General features: G+C 73.7%; 14 protein-coding genes and 1 pseudogene. 9 read left to right on the forward strand and 6 right to left on the reverse strand.

The window, feature by feature from the left end; all coding sequences use genetic code 11:
- The first annotated feature begins 87 nt into the window (after window positions 1-87).
- From ACFYVJ_RS13825 to ACFYVJ_RS13845, 5 genes are all read left to right on the forward strand, one after another.
- Window positions 88-1,581, forward strand: a complete 1,494-nt coding sequence (locus ACFYVJ_RS13825) for a CoA-acylating methylmalonate-semialdehyde dehydrogenase (protein ID WP_388890295.1) — start codon at window positions 88-90, stop codon at window positions 1,579-1,581.
- A gap of 296 nt (window positions 1,582-1,877) precedes the next feature.
- Window positions 1,878-3,467 (forward strand): von Willebrand factor type A domain-containing protein, encoded by a 1,590-nt coding sequence (locus tag ACFYVJ_RS13830; protein WP_388890443.1) that lies wholly within the window; start codon window positions 1,878-1,880, stop codon window positions 3,465-3,467.
- A 244-nt stretch (window positions 3,468-3,711) separates the two neighbouring features.
- Window positions 3,712-4,830 carry a PucR family transcriptional regulator gene (locus ACFYVJ_RS13835; RefSeq protein WP_388890297.1) on the forward strand — a complete coding sequence of 373 codons (1,119 nt, stop codon included), beginning with the start codon at window positions 3,712-3,714 and terminating at the stop codon, window positions 4,828-4,830.
- Between the two features lie 221 nt (window positions 4,831-5,051).
- Complete coding sequence (locus ACFYVJ_RS13840) at window positions 5,052-5,783, forward strand: DedA family protein (RefSeq protein WP_388890299.1); 732 nt, start codon at window positions 5,052-5,054, stop codon at window positions 5,781-5,783.
- A gap of 84 nt (window positions 5,784-5,867) precedes the next feature.
- Window positions 5,868-7,937, forward strand: a complete 2,070-nt coding sequence (locus tag ACFYVJ_RS13845) for an APC family permease (protein ID WP_388890302.1) — start codon at window positions 5,868-5,870, stop codon at window positions 7,935-7,937.
- A 54-nt stretch (window positions 7,938-7,991) separates the two neighbouring features.
- On the opposite strand, the gene ACFYVJ_RS13850 is transcribed toward ACFYVJ_RS13845, so the two are convergent.
- The 4 genes from ACFYVJ_RS13850 to ACFYVJ_RS13865 all read right to left on the reverse strand — a co-directional run bounded on the left by ACFYVJ_RS13850 (window position 7,992) and on the right by ACFYVJ_RS13865 (window position 12,495).
- Window positions 7,992-8,696: a restriction endonuclease gene (locus ACFYVJ_RS13850; protein WP_388890305.1), complete on the reverse strand. Its 705-nt coding sequence runs from the start codon at window positions 8,694-8,696 to the stop codon at window positions 7,992-7,994.
- Between the two features lie 232 nt (window positions 8,697-8,928).
- Window positions 8,929-10,272: a hypothetical protein gene (locus ACFYVJ_RS13855; RefSeq protein ID WP_388890308.1), complete on the reverse strand. Its 1,344-nt coding sequence runs from the start codon at window positions 10,270-10,272 to the stop codon at window positions 8,929-8,931.
- Between the two features lie 336 nt (window positions 10,273-10,608).
- Window positions 10,609-11,337: a cupin domain-containing protein gene (locus ACFYVJ_RS13860; RefSeq protein WP_388890311.1), complete on the reverse strand. Its 729-nt coding sequence runs from the start codon at window positions 11,335-11,337 to the stop codon at window positions 10,609-10,611.
- Between the two features lie 297 nt (window positions 11,338-11,634).
- The gene (locus tag ACFYVJ_RS13865) at window positions 11,635-12,495 is read right to left on the reverse strand and encodes a polysaccharide deacetylase family protein (protein ID WP_388890314.1); all 861 of its coding nucleotides are present in this window, start codon (window positions 12,493-12,495) and stop codon (window positions 11,635-11,637) included.
- A gap of 408 nt (window positions 12,496-12,903) precedes the next feature.
- Here ACFYVJ_RS13865 and ACFYVJ_RS13870 point away from each other — a divergent pair, with 408 nt between their 5' ends.
- Together ACFYVJ_RS13870 and panD are read left to right on the forward strand one after the other, a co-directional pair.
- A complete protein-coding gene (locus tag ACFYVJ_RS13870) occupies window positions 12,904-14,043 on the forward strand; it encodes a site-2 protease family protein (RefSeq protein ID WP_388890316.1) in 1,140 nt (379 codons plus the stop codon).
- 207 nt (window positions 14,044-14,250) lie between these two features.
- Entirely contained in the window at window positions 14,251-14,670 is a 420-nt protein-coding gene (panD, locus tag ACFYVJ_RS13875; RefSeq protein WP_388890319.1) for an aspartate 1-decarboxylase, read from the forward strand.
- Window positions 14,671-14,754: 84 nt separating this feature from the next.
- Here the strand turns inward: panD and ACFYVJ_RS13880 are convergent, their stop codons facing one another.
- On the reverse strand, window positions 14,755-15,300 hold the full coding sequence (locus tag ACFYVJ_RS13880) for a YceI family protein (RefSeq protein ID WP_388890322.1): 546 nt from the start codon (window positions 15,298-15,300) through the stop codon (window positions 14,755-14,757).
- A gap of 110 nt (window positions 15,301-15,410) precedes the next feature.
- Here ACFYVJ_RS13880 and ACFYVJ_RS13885 point away from each other — a divergent pair, with 110 nt between their 5' ends.
- Entirely contained in the window at window positions 15,411-15,995 is a 585-nt protein-coding gene (locus ACFYVJ_RS13885) for a MarR family winged helix-turn-helix transcriptional regulator (protein WP_388890324.1), read from the forward strand.
- Between the two features lie 107 nt (window positions 15,996-16,102).
- Here the strand turns inward: ACFYVJ_RS13885 and ACFYVJ_RS13890 are convergent.
- Window positions 16,103-17,098 (reverse strand): annotated as a pseudogene (locus ACFYVJ_RS13890) (M28 family metallopeptidase); the annotation flags it as partial.
- A 289-nt stretch (window positions 17,099-17,387) separates the two neighbouring features.
- Between ACFYVJ_RS13890 and ppgK the strand changes: the two are divergent.
- Entirely contained in the window at window positions 17,388-18,134 is a 747-nt protein-coding gene (ppgK, locus tag ACFYVJ_RS13895; RefSeq protein ID WP_388890327.1) for a polyphosphate--glucose phosphotransferase, read from the forward strand.
- Window positions 18,135-18,152 lie beyond the last annotated feature (18 nt).

Genomic DNA, 18,152 nt, shown 5'->3' on the forward strand with positions numbered 1-18,152 from the left:
ACACGCACGTCGCGTGATCGACGCATGATTGACACGGCTCCTCGGCGGCGGTTAGACCGAAACCGTTGCTGGACGAAGGGATTGCCCATGAAGACCATCGGCCACTGGATCGGCGGCAAGGCAGTCGGGGGCGCCTCGGGACGGTCGGGGCCGGTCTACGACCCCGCCACCGGGGCGCAGGCCGCCGAGGTCGCGTTCGCTTCCGCCGCCGAGGTGGACGCCGCCGTCGCCGCCGCCCGCGAGGCGTTCGCGGAGTGGAGCGTGTCGTCGCTCGCGCGGCGCACCGCCGTGCTGTTCCGCTTCCGTGAACTGCTCGCCGCCCGCCGCGAGGACGTCGCCCGGCTGATCACCGCCGAGCACGGCAAGGTGCACTCCGACGCCCTCGGGGAGGTGGCCCGCGGGCTGGAGATCGTCGAGGTCGCCTGCGGCATCCCGCAGTTGCTCAAGGGGGAGCTGTCCACGCAGGTCTCCACCCGCATCGACGTCGCCTCGATCCGGCAGCCCGTCGGCGTGGTGGCGGGCATCACGCCGTTCAACTTCCCCGCCATGGTGCCGATGTGGATGTTCCCGCTGGCCATCGCCTGCGGTAACACCTTCGTACTGAAGCCCAGCGAGAAGGACCCGTCGGCGGCCGGGCTGCTCGCGGAGCTGCTCGCCGAGGCGGGGCTGCCGGAGGGGGTGTTCAACGTCGTCCACGGTGACAAGGAGGCCGTCGACCGGCTGCTGGAGCACCCCGACGTCGCCGCGCTCAGCTTCGTCGGCTCCACCCCGATCGCCCGGTACGTCTTCACCACCGGCACCTCCCACGGCAAGCGCGTCCAGGCGCTCGGCGGCGCGAAGAACCACATGCTGGTGCTGCCCGACGCCGATCTGGACGCGGCCGCGGACGCCGCGGTCTCGGCGGCGTACGGGTCGGCGGGGGAGCGCTGCATGGCGGTCTCCGCGGTGGTCGCGGTCGGGGACAGCGGCGACGAGCTGGTGACGAAGATCGCCGAGCGAGCACGCAAGGTCCGTATCGGCCCCGGCGACGACCCCGACTCGGAGATGGGCCCCCTCATCACCCGCGAGCACCGCGACAAGGTCGCGGGCTATGTGCGGGGGGCCGCGGCGCAGGGCGCCGAGGTGGTCGTGGACGGCACGGGCTACACCGTTCCCGGCCGCGAGGACGGCCACTGGATCGGGGTCAGCCTGCTGGACCGGGTGCCGGTGGAGGCCGACGCGTACCGGGACGAGATCTTCGGGCCGGTGCTGTGCGTGGTGCGGGCGGAGACGTACGAGGAGGGGGTGCGGCTCGTCAACGGCTCGCCGTGGGGCAACGGCACCGCCATCTTCACCCGGGACGGCGGCGCCGCACGCCGCTTCCAGCTCGAGGCCACGGCCGGGATGGTCGGCGTGAACGTACCGATTCCGGTGCCCGTGGGCTACCACTCCTTCGGCGGCTGGAAGGACTCCCTCTTCGGCGACCACCACATCTACGGCGAGGACGGCGTCCGCTTCTACACCCGGGCGAAGGTCGTCACGACCCGCTGGCCCGACCCCGAGGACGGGGGCGTCGACCTGGGCTTCCCGACATCCCGCTGAGACCGGTGCCGCCGTTGGGGAGGCAGATCGTGCGGTCGGGGGGTACTTTGCGAGGTAACGGTGCGACATGTCTGCGGCATCGGGATCCGGACGGTTCCGGTGTTCCGCACCGCCTCCACCATCAACCGTCGTGTGTGCGAGGAGCTGATGCCGTGTCACTGATGCCCCGGGCCGGGATCCGCGAGTCGACGGAGTAACGGCACCGAATCGCCCCCTCCTTCGTCACAGTCCCGATGAGGACGGCACGAGGGAGGGGCGCGATGAGACGCGTGGTGCTCACGGCACTGGCAGGACTGATGACGGTGCCACTGCTGCTGACCGGTTGCAGCGGGGGCGGGAACGGTGCGAAGAAGGAACAGCTTTCCAGCGACCGTGCGGGCGGCGGGAGCGCGCCGCTGCCGGCCCCCGCGGCGCCGTCGGCGGCCCCGGAGGGCGCGTACGACGCCGCCCCGGAGGCCGCGGGCAAGGGGCGGGCGGACTCCTTCGTACCGGAGCCGGACATGGTCTCCACCTTCGCGCTCGACGTGGACACCGCCTCGTACGGCTACGCCCGCCGCACCATCGACACCGGGGCGCTGCCGCAGCCGGACACCGTGCGCCACGAGGAGTTCATCAACAGCTTCCGCCAGGACTACCCCGCGCCCGAGGACGACGGTTTCTCCGTCACCACCGACGGCGCCCGCGCGGCTGACGACGGCTGGTCGCTGATGCGCGTGGGGCTGGCGACCCGCCCGGAGAGCAACGAGTACGGCACGCAGGCGCGCCGGCCCGCCGCGCTGACCTTCGTCGTGGACGTCTCCGGTTCGATGGCGGAGCCCGGCCGGCTCAGCCTCGTACGGGAGGCCCTGCACACGGCGGTGGACGAACTGCGCGACGACGACGCGCTGGCGCTCGTGGCGTTCAGCGACGAGGCCCGTACGGTGCTGCCGATGACCGCCGTCGGCGGGGCGGAGGGACGTATCCACGACGCGGTCGAGGAGTTGCAGCCCACCGAGAGCACCAATCTCGAGGCCGGCGTGGCCCGCGGCTACGACGAGGCGGTCGACGGCCACCGCAAGGGCGCCACCAACCGCGTCGTCCTGCTCTCCGACGCCCTCGCCAACACCGGCGCCACCGACGCCGGGACGATCCTCGACCGCATCGCGGCGGCCCGGGAGGACTACGGCATCACCCTGTTCGGCGTCGGAGTCGGCAGCGAGTACGGCGACGCGCTGATGGAGCGGCTGACCAACCAGGGCGACGGCCACACCGCCTACGTCTCCACGACCGACGAGGCCCGCGAGGTCTTCGTCGAGGACCTGCCACGCAACGTCGACCTGCGGGCCCGCGACGCCAAGGCGCAGGTCGTCTTCGACCCGGACGCCGTCTCCGACTACCGGCTGATCGGCTACGACAACCGCCAGGTCGCCGACGAGGACTTCCGCAACGACGCCGTCGACGGCGGCGAGGTCGGCCCCGGCCACACCGTCACCGCGCTCTACGCCGTCCGGCTCGCCGAGAGCGCCTCGGGCAGCGTCGCGACGGCCACCGTGCGCTGGCTCGACCCCGACACCCGCGCCCCGCACGAGGAGTCCAGCACCGTCGACGCGGGCGCCCTGACCGGCGACCTGTGGGGCGCGGCCCCGCCCCGGCTGCAGCTCACCGCGCTGGCCGCGTACTTCGCCGACGCCCTGCGCGGCGGCTCCGGCGCCGGCACCACCCCCGAGCCGTACGCGGACGGCAAGGAGGGCACCGGTACCACCGGCGCCGGGTACCTGCCGCTGCCCGGGGCGCCCACCGTCGGCGAACTCGCCGGTCACGCCGAGGACCTGGCCGCCGAGACCGAGGATCCGGCCGTGGGCGACCTGGCCGAGACCGTCCGGCAGGCGGTCGAGCTGACGGGCTGAAGGACCAGCTCCGCGGACGCGCCGGCCGGCGTACGGACCGGCTGCCCGGACGCACCTCGCGGACGGCCACACGGAGGTACGGGCCGGCCGGCCCGGGGCGGCGGGAAGCGGGCTCCCGCCGCCCCCGCCCCTTACGGGCAGGTGGTTTCCCGCCCGAACCCCCGTGCCGTACTCTTGGCGCCACATTTCCGGGACCCGGCAGCGACCGCGGTGTCCCGTCTCCAGGATCCGGCAACCGGGAGCGGTGGTGGCGCGAACGCGCACAGCGGGGGCACCCCCCGAGGTCCTCGTCGGCTACGCGGACCTGCTGGCCGACGTGTCCGCCACCGGCCGGCTGCTGCGCCGCCCCGAACTGGACGCGCTGCGCGAGCTGGGCGAGCAGGCCGCCGAGTCGGGACGCAGCCTGCGCGAGCTGGTCGCGGGACACCTCGCCGAGACCCGCCGCACCTGGGCCACCCTGCCCGGCGTGGCCAGGGCCGCGAGCGCCGCCGAGCGCACCCGCAGCGGCGACGCCGTGCTGGCCGCGGTCGAGGCGGCCGTCAGCGCGCTCGGCGAGGGCCACGAGCGCGCCCAGCGGCTCGCGGTCAGGCAGGAGGAGGCCGAGCGCCGCGAGTTCGTCGACGACCTGCTCTACGGCCGCAGCGACCTCGGCCGGCTCGCCGAGCGCGCGGAGCGCTTCGGGCTGCGGCTGGCCCGCGCCCACGCCGTCGCGGTCGCCGCCGGCGAGGAGCCCTTCGCCGACGTCCACCCCCTGGTGCGGCGCATCGAGCGCGAGCTGCTGGGCCGCTTCGTCGAGCGCGACGTGCTGCTGACCACCAAGGAGGGCCGGCTCGTCTGCGTGGCAGGCAGCAGCGAGCGCGCCCTGCTCGACGCCTTCGCCAAGGTGGCCCTGGAGCCGGGCAGCGGCTACGCCGGCGCCACGCGCGTTGCCATGGGCCGCGAGCACGCGGGCCCCGGCGGGGTCGTACGCAGCTACGAGGAGGCGCTCGGCGCGCTCGACATGGCCGCCGCGCTCGGCCTCGCGCAGCCCGTGCTGCAGGCCGCCGAGCTGCTGGTCTTCCCCGTGCTGCTGCGCGACCGGGCCGCGATGGCCGATCTGGTACGGACCGTCCTCGGCCCGCTGACGCAGGCCCGCGGCGGCGCCGAGCCGCTGCTCGCCACGCTGCAGACGTGCGCCGACGCCGGCTACGTCAACGCCGAGGCCGCCCGCCGGCTGGGCGTGAGCGTGCGGACGCTGTCGTACCGGCTGGACCGGATACGTACCCTGACCGGCTATGACGTGGGGGACTCCCTGCACCGCTACACCCTGGAGACCGCCGCCATGGGCGCCCGTCTCCTCGGCTGGCCGGAGCAGCCGATCTAGCCACGCGCCGCGGCGCGCGCGCCGCCCGCCCGCCAAGCCCTGCCAGGCTCCCGCCCGCCAGGCCCCTCAGCCCCCCGCCGCCCCCGCGGCACCTGTGTACCGGCCCGCCCCCACCCGTACGCGCCGCGTCCGGAACCGCACGCACCCGGCTTGCGTTCTCCCCCGTAGGTGGCCCACTCTTCTCCCTGCCGCCTGTCCCAGATGTCTGGAGTCCCGAACCCATGAACACGCTCGCGCTCGGACCGGGATGGCTGGATCCCGACTTCCTGATCGACAAGTTCGGCGTGCTCGGCGTGCTCGTGATCGTCTTCGCCGAGTCCGGGCTCCTCATCGGGTTCTTCCTGCCGGGCGACTCCCTGCTGTTCACCACCGGCCTGCTGATCACCTCGGACGTGCTCGACTTCCCGCTGTGGCTGATGTGCGTGCTCATCGCCCTCGCGGCCATCGTCGGCGACCAGGTCGGCTATCTCTTCGGCCGCAAGGTCGGCCCCTCCCTCTTCAACCGCCCGGACTCCAAACTCTTCAAACAGGAGAACGTGCAGAAGGCGCACGAGTTCTTCGAGAAGCACGGCCCGAAGTCGCTGGTGCTCGCCCGCTTCGTGCCCATCGTGCGCACCTTCACCCCGATCATCGCCGGCGTCAGCCGGATGAACTACCGGCAGTTCGTCGTCTTCAACGTCATCGGCGGCATCCTCTGGGGCGTCGGCGTCACCCTTCTGGGCGCCGCCCTGGGCCAGATCGACTTCGTGCACCAGAACATCGAGGCGATCCTCATCGGCATCGTGCTGCTGTCGGTGCTGCCGATCGTCATCGAGTTCCTGCGCGCCCGCAGCAACGCCAAGAAGGCGCCCCCGGCGGCCCCTTCCGCGGACGAGCCGGAGGGCCACCCGGCCTCTCCCGCCACCGACGGCGGCGACGGCGGTCCGCAGCGCGGGCGGCACGCCCGGCGTTAGGGTCGCGTCAAAACATCGGCGCCGTCCTGGACAAAGCGCCCTTCGCTGCCCAGAGCGGTATTTCGGATCACTTACGATCGCCCCGTGCCCAAGCTGACCGAACTGCCGAAGCGCATACTGATCGGCCGCGCGCTTCGCAGCGACCGGCTGGGCGAGACGCTGCTCCCCAAGCGCGTCGCGCTCCCGGTCTTCGCCTCCGACCCGCTGTCCTCGGTCGCGTACGCCCCGGGCGAGGTGCTGATCGTCCTGTCGATCGCCGGCGTCGGCGCGTACACGTACAGCCCCTGGATCACCGCGGCCATCGTCGTGCTGATGGTCGTCGTCGTCGCCTCGTACCGCAAGACGGTGCACGCCTACCCCAGCGGCGGCGGCGACTACGAGGTCGCCACCACCAACCTCGGCCGCCGCGCCGGCCAGGTGGTGGCCAGCGCGCTGCTCGTCGACTACGTGCTGACCGTCGCGGTCTCGGTCTCCGCGGGCGTGGAGAACCTGGGCTCGGCCTGGGGGTTCGTCGCCGACAACAAGGTGCTGTGCGCGCTGATCGTCATCGGCCTGCTCACCACCATGAACCTGCGCGGCGTGAAGGAGTCGGGGACCCTCTTCGCGATCCCCACCTACGTCTTCGTCGGCAGCGTCCTCATCATGATCGCCTGGGGCGCCTTCCGCGCCCTCGCCCTCGACGACACGATGCGCGCACCCACCGCCGACCTGGAGGTCCACAGCGAGCACGCGGGCGGCCTCGCCGGCTTCGCGCTGGTCTTCCTGCTGCTACGGGCCTTCTCCTCCGGCTGCGCCGCGCTGACCGGCGTCGAGGCGATCAGCAACGGCGTGCCCGCCTTCCGCAAGCCCAAGAGCCGCAACGCGGCGACGACGCTGTCGATGATGGGGCTGCTGGCGATCGTCATGTTCGTCGGCATCATCATCCTCGCGCTCCACACCGACGTGCGGATGGCCGAGCGGCCCGCCGAGGACCTGCTGCGGAACGGCGAGGCGGTCGGCTCCGGCTTCATCCAGAACCCGGTGATCGCGCAGGTCGGCGCGGCGGTCTTCGGCGACGGCTCGCTGCCGTTCGTCATCCTGGCGGCGGCCACGGCGCTCGTGCTGTTCCTGGCCGCCAACACCGCGTACAACGGCTTCCCCGTGCTCGGCTCGATCCTTGCCCACGACCGGTTCCTGCCGCGCCAGTTGCACACCCGCGGCGACCGGCTGGCGTTCAGCAACGGCATCCTCTTCGTCGCCCTGCTCGCCGGTGCCCTCGTCTACGTGTTCAAGGCCGACTCCACCCGGCTGATCCAGCTCTACATCGTCGGCGTCTTCGTCTCCTTCACCTTCAGCCAGACCGGCATGGTGCGGCACTGGAACCGCGCGCTGACCACCGAGCACCGGCCCGACGCGCGCCGCCGCATCCTGCGGTCGCGGGCGATGAACGGCTTCGGCGCGGTGTTCTGCGCGCTGGTGCTGGTGGTCGTGCTGGTCACCAAGTTCAGCCACGGCGCGTGGATCGCGCTGGCCGGCATGCTCTTCTTCTACGTGGTGATGGCGGCCATCCGCCGCCACTACGACCGGGTCGCGCAGGAGGTCGCGGTCGCCGAGGGCGAGGAGGACGACGCCATGCCGCGCCCGGGGCACGTGCACTCCATCGTGCTCGTCTCCCAGTTGCACCGCCCGACGATGCGCGCACTGGCGTACGCGAAGCTCGTACGTTCCGACAAGCTGGAGGCGCTGACCATCGGGGTCGACGCCGAGGAGACCAGGAAGCTCCAGCAGCAGTGGGTGGACAGCGAACTGGACGTGCCGCTGACCGTCATCGAGTCGCCCTACCGCGAGATCACCAGGCCGCTGATCGAGTACGTCAAGCGGCTGCGCCAGGAGAAGCCGGACACGGTGATCAGCGTCTACATCCCGGAGTACGTCGTCGGGCACTGGTACGAGCACCTGCTGCACAACCAGAGCGCGCTGCGGCTGAAGGCGCGGCTGCTGTTCACGCCCGGCGTGATGGTGACGTCGGTGCCGTACCAGCTCGGCTCCAGCGAGCGCGCCAAGCGGCGGGCGCGGCGCAGCGCGGAATGGCAGGCACCGGGTGCGGTGCGGGGTCCGGCGCCGGCGGGGGCGCGGAAGCGGCGGGAGCCTTCGGGGCGGGAGCCGGGGCGTTAGCGCCGCGGGCCGGGAGCGGGGGCGGTTGGGGGCGCGGGCACGGGCCGGGCCGGGTCAGCGGCCGTAGGTGTGCTTCCAGCGGCGGCGGTGCCGGCGGTCGCCCTGGCCGGCGCCGTTGACCTGGCCGAGGGCTTCGAGGGTGGCGCCGTTGTTCCAGGTGCCCAGGTAGTCGCGGTGGACGGCGATCAGGCCGTTCTGGCGCGCGTAGGCCAGCGACGGCCCGCTGAAGCCGGCGGTGGTGACGAAGGCGGCGACGTCGGCGCGGGTGTGGGTCCTGGCGCCGAGCAGGTCGCGCATGTCGCGTTCGGCGATCCGGCGGCTGGGCGCGTACCTCTTGCACTGGGTGATGAGCAGCCGGCCGTCGGGCAGGCGGGCCGTCACGTCGACGCCGTGGTCGCCGGACCGGCCGACGCGGTGGACGTCGGTGCAGCCGTCCCGGCGGAGCAGGCGCGCGACGTGCTCCTCGAACTCCTCGCCGGTCATGGCGTCGATCTCGGGGAGGGTACGGCGGCCGGCGCTGATCCGGTCGTGGGCGCGCCACTGGCGGTCGCCCCGGCGGATGCCGCGGTCGGTGCGCCAGAGCCAGGCGGCCGTCGCCGCGAGCGCGGCGGCGGCGAGGGCGCCGAGGACGTACGGCCAGAGCGTGGACCCGTACACGATGAGCAACGCCAGCGGGAGCGCGCCGCCGGCGAAGGCGCCCTTGAGCCGGGCCGCGCGTCGCCGCCGTGCGGCCGTGCGCCGTGGTCGTCGTGCCGCCATCGCCCGCCCCCGGATCTGTTGTCGGTGCTGTGACGTAGTGTGAGGAACGCGGCACCGGTCGTGAAGGGCGCGACTCGGCCAGTCCCGGAGGCAGTTGTCCGTCCGCCTCGGGTACGGGCCGTCCGGCCGTGCCCGGAGGCGCCGGACCCTGCGGTCCTGCTGTTCCGCCGTCACGGCCGTCCCGCCGTCACGGCCGTCCCGCCGTCCCGCCGTCCTTGCGGTCCAGCCGTGCTCAGAAGCCGCCGAAGCCGCCGTCCCCGAACCCCCCGCCGCCGAAGCCCCCGTCCCCGAAGCCGCCGCCGAAGTGACCCCCGCCGAAGCCGCCGTCGAAGTCGCCGGGGTCGAAGTCGGCGCCGGTGTGGTCCCCGCCCGCGTAGCCGCCCTCGCCCGTGCCGTCCGACGCCGCCCAGCCGCCCGCGGCGTACAGCGCCTGCCCCAGCACCGTGCCCACCAGCAGCCCCGGGAGGAGGCCGCCGCCGAAGTAGCCGCCCGCCCAGGGGGCGTACGCCGGGCCCGCGTTCCAGTACGGCTGCGGGCCGCGGGCGGTGTCGACCGTACGGATCACCGGCTCCTCGCCGGCGGCCAGCAGGTTCGCGTCCGCCGTGCATGCAGGTACGGTGCGCGACGCGGAGCCCGGCGGAGTCCACTCCACGTCGGCGGCCGAAGGGCCGTGGCGGGGGTCGAAGAAGCACGGGGGGCGGCGCTCGGGGAGGGCGGCGCCGGTGCGGCGGGCCTCCAGGGTCGCCAGCGCGAACCGCCCCTCCTCAAGCGCCTCCGTCACGCCGCGCACGTCGCGGGGGCCGCCGGCCGCGTCCAGCCGGGACTTGGCCTTCTCGTACGCGTCGAGCGCCTTCTGGTAGTCCCCGCGCGTCGCGTCGTCCGCGGCCGGGTCGGCGGGGTCGAAGGCGATACGGGTCATCTCCTCGCCGTACGCGGTGATGTCCTCGTCGACGACGGTGCGCAGCCGCGCCAGCTCCGCCCTGGCCTGTTCCGCGTCCCGCAGCCTGGCGCGCTGCCGGACGAACAGGACGCCGCCGACGAGCAGCAGGAGAACGACGCCGACCGTGAGGGCCCCGGTACCGCCGATGCCGGTGCTGTCGCCCCAGCCGGAGGGCGCGGACCCGCCGGCCTGCCCGGCGGCGTCCTCGGCGAAGGTGGCGAGCTGGTCGGTGGCGTCGCCGGGGTGGGCCCCGACGGCGGCGCGGCGGAGGTTGTCGACGGCGCGGGCGGACAGCACGCGGGCGTCGGCGGCGGCGCCGAAGCCGTTGCCGAGGCGGACGGCGTAGACGCCGGCGATGCCGGTGCGGGAGCGGAGGTTCGGCAGCACGTCGCGGGCGGCGACGCCCGAATCCGCGGGGAGCACGGCGACGAAGACGGGGCTGTCCTCGTCCTTGATCCGCGCGGCGAGCGCGTTGGCCCGGTCGACGGACATCTCGCCCCGGACGTCGGGGTGGACGTAGACGGGGCGATCGCGCAGCGCTTTGGCGGCGTCGCCTACGGGGTCCTGGGCGTGCGAGGGGGACGCCGTGAGGAGCGCGGCCAGCAGGGCGAGGAGCGGGGCCAGGAACCGGTGCATACCTGACATTCTTCTCGCGGCATGGGCGGACGCCACCCGGGTTCCGGCGGTTGCCGCGGGGGCGGTCCCGTACGGGCGGCTCGGCGGCTCGGCGGACCGGCGGATCGGCGCCCGCCGATCGGCGGGCGCCAGGTGGCCGCGGGCGCCAGGTGGCCGCGAGCGCCAGGTGGGCGGACGCCGGATGGGCAGGAGTCGGATGGGCCGGGGTGCCAGTCGGTGCGGCCGCGGTGTCAGAGGGGGCGCCTACCCTGGGGCGGGGGTTGCGGGGGACGTGGGTGGGGGTTGGTGGTGTAGTGATGGCGGGGGTCGCGGTCCGCCGTTACGTGCCGGCCCTCCTTACGTGCCGACCGTCACCGCGCCGTCCAGGTCGCACGCCTGGAGCCGGCCGCACATCCCGTACCGGGACGCCGCCCCCGTCCGCTGCACCGACGCCGTCCGCAGGTGGGCGCCGTCCGTGCGGAGCGCGGTCAGGTGGGCGTCCGTCGCCGCCGCGGCGGCGGCCGGGCCCCGTTCCCAGCGCTCGCGCCAGTCGTCCAGGTGCGGCCGTACCAGCTCCACCGCCCGCGCGTGGAACGCCTCCAGCGGCGCCGGGTCGCCCGCCCGTGCGGCCCCGGCCAGTTCGGCGAAGCCGGCCAGCGCCAGGTCGCGGCGCGCCTGCGCCGACTTCTCCGGCTCCGCCGGGTCGAGCGCGGCGGCGCGGGCGTAGGCGGCGTCGTCGCACAGGACGTCGGACGGGAAGGGGAAGACGGCGTCGCCGGCCTCGGGCAGGCCGGCGTTCTGCATGAGGACGAGGATGTCGAGCCGGCCGTCGCCGTTGACGAGCCGGTGGATGGTGCCGGGCGTGAACCAGACGACGGCGTCCTCGACCAGCTCGGTCTCGGCGTACCCGGAGGCGGTCAGGGTCTGCACGGCTCCGTGCCCGCCAAGGACGACGTACGCCTCGGTGCAGGCGAGGTGCAGATGCGGGGTGCCACCGCGGAGGCCGTCGGGGGCCTGCCAGTCGTAGACGCGGAGCCGGGAGACGCTGACGCCGCCGGGAAGGGGCGGAAGTGCGGGATCGGCCATGGCACCAGCATGACGCAAGCGCTTTCTACGGGCCAGCCCCCCGAACCGCCGGATCTGCCGCCCGGTCGCGCCACGCCCCGGGTGGCGGGCCCGCGGGCGCTCCGTCGGCGGGCAGTTCTGTCGGCGGGGCGGCCTACCCTTGGGCGGGCGTGCGGGGGATATAGCGGGGGATGTTCCGGGTGTTCTGTGGGCGCCGGGTGCTCTGCGTGCCGGGTGCACGGTGTGTCCGGAGTGCCAGGTGGGCCGGGTGTACTGCGTGTGTGGTGTCGGAGGTGGCCGGGTGGCGGGCTTTCCCCACTACGCCGGCTGGACCAGCGTGTATCCCTCGTCCAGCAGCCGCGGCAGGTAGTACTCCAACGCCCGTACCGTCGCCCACCTGTCGCCCCCGCCGTCGTGCGCCAGCACGATCGCGCCCGCGTGCGCCTTCCTGAGCACGGTCCTCTCGATGAACGCCTGGTCGCGGTGGTCCCAGTCGAGCGTGTCGATGTCCCACTGGAAGGGCTCCATCTGCAGTTGCGCGCAGATCTCCAGGCTCGGCCCGTGCCACATCCCGTACGGCGCCCGCGCCACCCGCGGCGGCGCACCCAGCTCCCTCGCGACCAGCTCGCAGGTCTGCTCCAGCTCGTCGCGCACCCGCGGTGTGCTGATCAGGTCGAGCTGCGGGTGGCTGTAGGAGTGGTTGCCGACGACGTGGCCCTCGGCGGCGATCCGGCGCAGCACGTCGCGGTTCCAGGGGATGTTCTCGCCGATGACGAAGAACGTCGCGCGTGCCCCGTGGCGGCGCAGGATCCGCAGGATCTCCGGCGTCTGCGTGGCGTGCGGGCCGTCGTCGAAGGTGAGCGCGATCTTCTTGCCGGTCTCCCGGAGCGTGGTGTGCGGTGCCGCGCGTACCGCGACCGGCCGGGTCGGTCCCGTGATACGGGCCATCCCGCCGGACGTCGTCATCGGCGCGGTGCCGGCGCGGCCGGCGGCCGGGCGCAGCCCGTACGAGGCGCGGCCGAGCGGCTTCCCGTCGGCCAGCCCCGTCCGGGCGGCCGCCGTCCCCGACCTGGGGGCGTGCGCGTCGGGGGCGAGGGCGAGCTGGTACGCGCCGAGCAGGCCCAGGCAGAGCGCGGTGCGCCGGGGGACCCCCCGCGTGGGGTATTTGTCATATTTCATGACCAACTGGTCTCACGAGGGGGAGCCAGGGCCGGTCAGCGACACGGGCCGCCGCGGCGAAGCACCGGATCGGGCCCCGGCGAGTGGCGGGGGGATCCGGAACGCGGTAGCAACGGGGGCGTCTTGTGTGCCTCGGCCCTCCGCGGGGGCCGCTCGCGCGGGCGTCGTACGGCGATGGTCCACGGGCCGCGGCCCGGCCGCCGACGGCGGGTCGCCGGAGGCGGGACGGCCCTCCCGCTACGCCGAATGGCCCAGGTCGGGCCCCTTCCACAGCGTGCCGGGGCCCGGACCGGGCTTCACTGGAAGCGTCGATAACGGAGCCGGAGCCGGAGCCGGAGTCCGGAGCGCGGCCGTCACGAGGGCCCGCCGGACCGTCCCCGTGCCGAATGCGAGCTGAGGAGAAACGCCGTGCGGGCGACGTTCACGCTGGGGCGCATCGCCGGGATCCGGGTCGGGGTCCACTGGAGCGTGGTCCTGATCTTCGGCATCATCCTGGTCGGCCTCGCGCAGGGGCAGCTCCCGGACTCCGATCCGGGCCGTCCGCGCGCGCTGTACTGGGCGGCGGGCCTGGTGGCAGCCGTGGTCTTCTTCGTCTCCCTGCTCGCCCACGAGCTGGCGCACGCCGTCGTCGCGCGGCGCAACGGCGTCGACGTGGACGACATCGTGCTGTGGCTGCTCGGCGGGGTGGCCCGGCTGAAGTCGGAGGCGTCGAGCCCGGGGGCGGAGTTGCGGATCGCGGGGGTCGGCCCCCTGGTCAGCCTCGTGCTGGGCGGGATCTTCGCGCTGGCCACCTGGCTCCTGCACCATGCGTCCGCACCGGAACTGGTGGTGCAGGTGATGGCCTGGCTGGCGGGCATCAACCTGCTGCTCGCCGTCTTCAACTCCCTGCCCGCCGCGCCGCTGGACGGCGGGCGGCTGCTGCGCGCGCTGCTGTGGTGGCGTACGGGGGACCGGCTGCGGGCGACCGCCGGGGCCACCGCCGCGGGCCGTGCGCTCGGCTGGCTGCTCATCGTGCTGGGGTTCGTGTGGTTCCTGAGAGGTGGCGGGTTCAGCGGGCTCTGGCTGGCGCTGATCGGCTGGTTCCTCATCGGGGCGGCCACCGCCGAGAGCCGGCAGGCGCAGTTGCGCGGCGTGCTCTCCGGTGTCCCCGTACGGAACGCCATGACGGCGGATCCGGTCGTCGTGCCCGCGACCCTGGACGTCGCGCACCTGCTGGACAACCCGATGTACCGGCACTCGGCGTTCCCGGTCCTCGGCAGGGACGGGGAGCCGGTCGGCCTGGTGACGCTGCGCGGCGCCAGGCACGTACGGCCCGACCACGGCGGGACGGTGAGCGTGGCCGAGGTGATGGTGCCGCTGGCGCAGCTCATCGTCGTGGGACCGGACGACTCCCTGGCCGATCTGCTGCCCCGCATGTCGCCGGGGCCCGAGCACCGCGTCCTGGTCACCGAGGAGGGCAGGCTCGTCGGGATCCTGTCGCTGTCGGACATCAGCCGGACAGTGAGATACCTGGCGGAGACCACCCCACGCGCGAGACAGGGCCCCTGACCGCCCGCCGGCTCCTCGTACGCCATGACCGTGTACGCCATGACCCTGTACGTCGTGACCGTGCACGGCATGACCGTGTACGCCGCACCCCTGCGAGGCCGTGCGGTGGTGTCGCTCACAGTTCACCGGTCGCGGGTCCGGTGCCGCGCGACGGCGCGGTTACCCTGGCGTCGCTCCCGTACCTCCTGACCGCAGGCGAGGCCGCACGTGTTCCGGACGATGCTGAAGTCCAAGATCCACCGCGCCACCGTGACCCAGGCCGACCTGCACTACGTCGGGTCCCTCACCGTCGACGAGGACCTCATGGAGGCCGCGGACCTGCTGGCCGGCGAGCAGGTCGACGTCGTCGACATCGACAACGGCGCCCGCCTCACCACCTACGTCATCCCCGGCCCCCGCGGCAGCGGCGTGATCGGCATCAACGGCGCGGCGGCCCGGCTGGTCAGCCCCGGCGACCTGGTGATCGTCATCAGCTACGCGACCGTTGCCGACGCGGAGGCGAAGGCGCTGCTGCCGCGGATCGTCTTCGTGGACGGCGACAACCGCCCCGTCCGGCACGGCACCGACCCGGCCGAGGCGCTGCCCGGCACGGCAACGGTGCGGGGCGACTCCGTGGCCGGCGACTGAGCGGGAGTCACCGGCGGGGCCGCCCCGCACCGTGTCGGGCACAGCGGGCGGCGCCGCGGCCGCCCGCCGTCGTGCGCGCGGGCCTCAGGAACGGCCCGCCTCGATGTCCAGCGTGATCTTGATCTTGTCGCTGACCGCCGCGCCGGCCGCGCCGCCGGTCACGCCGTAGTCGGAGCGGCTGATCTCCGTGCTCGCGGAGAACCCGACGACCTTGCTGCCCTCCTGCTGGCCCGGCGCGAAGCCGCCGACCTCGGTCTCCAGGGTCACGGGGCGGGTCACGCCGCGCAGGGACAGGTCGCCGTCGATCAGGTAGACGCCGTCCTTCTCGCGGATCCCGGTGGACTTGAAGGTCATCTCGGGGTACGTCTCGACGTCCAGGAAGTCCGCCGTGCGTACGTGGTCGTCACGCATGTCGTTGCGCGTGTTGACCGACGTGGTCTGGATGACCGCGTTGACCTCGGACTGCAGCGGGTCCTCGTGGGTCACGATGGTGCCCTCGACATGGTCGAACGTGCCGCGGACCCGCGTGACGCCCAGGTGCCGGACGACGAAGGAGACGTCGGAGTGCACCGGGTCGATCGTCCAGGTGCCGGTCTCGTAAGCGGGGATCCGGTCGGCGTGAGTGGTCATGGGGATATGCCTCTTCCGTAGCGGTGCCCACCACTGGGCAAGTGGTTGAACTTTCACCCAAAACTCTAGCACTCTCTGGTTGAGGACTCAACTATAGGTATGCTGGACACATGAACGACGTACGCTGGCTCACCGAGGACGAACAGCGGATATGGCGCCTCTTCATGGACGCGGTCCGTGACTTCAACGCGCATCTGGACCGCCAGTTGCGGCGCGATTCCGGGATGCCCGTGGCGTACTACGAGATCCTGGTGCACCTCTCCGAGGCCCCCGGGCGCAGCCTGCGCATGAGCCAGCTCGCCGAGCTGTGCCGCTCCTCGCGCAGCCGGCTGTCGCACGCGGTGGCGGCCCTGGAGAAGGCGGGGTACGTGTCCCGCTGCACCACCGACGCCGACCGCCGCGGGTCCGTGGCGCAGCTCACCGACGCCGGGTTCGCCGTGCTGGAGGCGGCTGCCCCGGCGCATGTGACCGAGGTGCGCAAGCATCTCTTCGACGTGCTCACGCCCGAGCAGCAGCAGAAGCTCGGCGAGATCAGCGGCGCGGTGAAGGACGGGCTGCGGCCGATCTGCGCGCAGGCGCGGGCCGAGGACGGGCAGGACGAGCAGGACGGGGAGGACGCAGCGGCCGCGGCGGACAGCGCGGCCGCGGCGGACACCGCCGCGGGCGAGGCGCGGGAAGCCGTCACGGAAGCCTGACGCCGGCCGCTGCCTCCCGCCCGCCGCGGTGCCCGCCGCCGCGCGGGTGCCCGCCCCGCCGCCGGGGAGCACCGGTGCGGAGCGGGCAGGGTGCGTACGCCTTACCCGGAGAGCGTCCACACCGCGTGCGCGAGCGCGTCGCTGTTCCGGTTCAGCGCCGTGTCGTTCACGTTCGACGTGGTGTCGCAGGAGCTGTGGTAGCAGCGGTCGAATGCCTGGCCGGCCGTGCCGCCCCACTTCGCCGCCTGCGCCGACGACTTCGTCCGGCTCGCGCCCGTGAACAGCCCGCCGACCGGCACGCCCACGTTCTTGAACGCCGCGTGGTCGGACCGGCCGTCGCCCTCGGTCTCGATCTCGGTCGGGACGCCGAGGCCGGCGTAGTAGTCCTTGAAGACCTTCTCGATCTGCGGGTCGTCGTCGTAGACGAAGTACCCGGGGTTGGGCGAGCCGATCATGTCGAAGTTCAGATAGCCGGAGAGCGCGGCGCGGTCGGCGGCCGGCAGGTTGCTGACGTAGTACCGGGAGCCGACCAGGCCCAGTTCTTCGGCGCCCCACCAGGCGAAGCGCAGGTGCTCGCGCGGCTGGTAGCCGGACCGGGCGACGGCCAGCGCGGTCTCCAGGACGGCGGCGGAGCCGGTGCCGTTGTCGTTGATGCCGGCCCCCGAGGAGACCGAGTCGAGGTGCGCGCCGGCCATGAGGACCTGGTTCGCGTCGCCGCCGGGCCAGTCGGCGATGAGGTTGTAGCCGGTGCCGCCGCCGGCGCTGAACTGCTGGATCCTGGTGGTGAATCCGGCGGCGTCCAGCTTGCCCTTCACGTAGTCGAGCGAGGCGCGGTAGCCGGGGCGGCCGTGGGCGCGGTTGCCGCCGTTGGCGGCGGCGATGGACTGGAACTGCGACAGGTGCGCCTTGACGTTCGCGACGGGTATGTCCGGCGCCTGCTCGGGCGCGACGCGCGCCGCGGGCGCGGCGGTTGCGCTGCCGGACGCGGGCCGCGCCGCGGGTTCCGCGGCGACCGCGACCGGCACGAGCAGCGCGGTCAGCAGCCCGCCGGTGAGGAGCGCGGCGGCCGGCCGCGACCTGAGGCGTGCACGACGGAGGGGCATGGGTGCTCCCAACGGTGGGGGATTGTCGTGCACATGAGGCTGGCGGAGCTGTTGAGGCCGCGTCAAGAACCCATTCGGTCGCGCAAAACCGGTTATCGGACAGGTGGTGTACGCGGCCACCCGCCGTCGTACGCAGCCGCGCCCGGTCCCGCGCCCGGTCCCGCACCCGCTCCCGCGCCCCGCCGTACGCCGCCGGGCCCGCCCCCGCGCCGCCGCCCGCCCCGGTTCGCACGACCCCGCCGACCGTCCTGACCGGCGCCGGGCCCCCGCCCCCGTATCGTCTCTGGCTATGAACATCATGGGAGTCGACATCGGCGGCTCGGGCATCAAAGGCGCCCCGGCCGACCTGGACACGGGCGCCCTCGCGGAGGAGCGGCACAAGGTGCTCACCCCGCACCCCTCGCCCCCCGACGCCGTCGCCGACGGCGTCGCCGCGGTCGTCGAGTACTTCGCCGGGTACGAAGGGCCGGTCGGCGTCACCTTCCCCGGGGTCGTCACCGACGGCGTCGTGCGCACCGCCGCCAACGTCGACAAGAGCTGGGTCGACGTCGACGCCGCCGCCCTCCTCGGCAACCGCCTCGGCCGCCCCGTCCACGTCGTCAACGACGCCGACGCCGCCGGCATCGCCGAGCTGACGTTCGGCGCCGCCCGCGGCCGTACCGGCACCGTCATCGTGCTGACCTTCGGCACCGGCATCGGCAGCGCCGTCTTCACCGGCGGCCGGCTCGTCCCCAACACCGAGCTGGGCCACCTGGAACTGCACGGCCACGAGGCGGAGAAGCGCGCCTCCGCCAAGGAGCGCGAGGACAAGGACCTGAGCTGGAAGCACTGGGCCCACCGGGTGCAGCACTATCTCGCCCATCTGGAGATGCTCTTCTCGCCCGAACTGTTCGTCATCGGCGGCGGCGTGAGCCGCAAGGCGGACAAGTTCCTCGACGACATCACCGGCATCCGCGCCGACGTCGTCCCCGCCGAGCTGCAGAACAACGCGGGCATCGTCGGCGCCGCGATGGCCGCCGCCGCGGCCGCGCGCTGACTCCGCCGGTCCCCGGCG

The sequence above is a fragment of the Streptomyces sp. NPDC004134 genome (assembly GCF_042874195.1).
GTDB lineage: Bacteria > Actinomycetota > Actinomycetes > Streptomycetales > Streptomycetaceae > Streptomyces.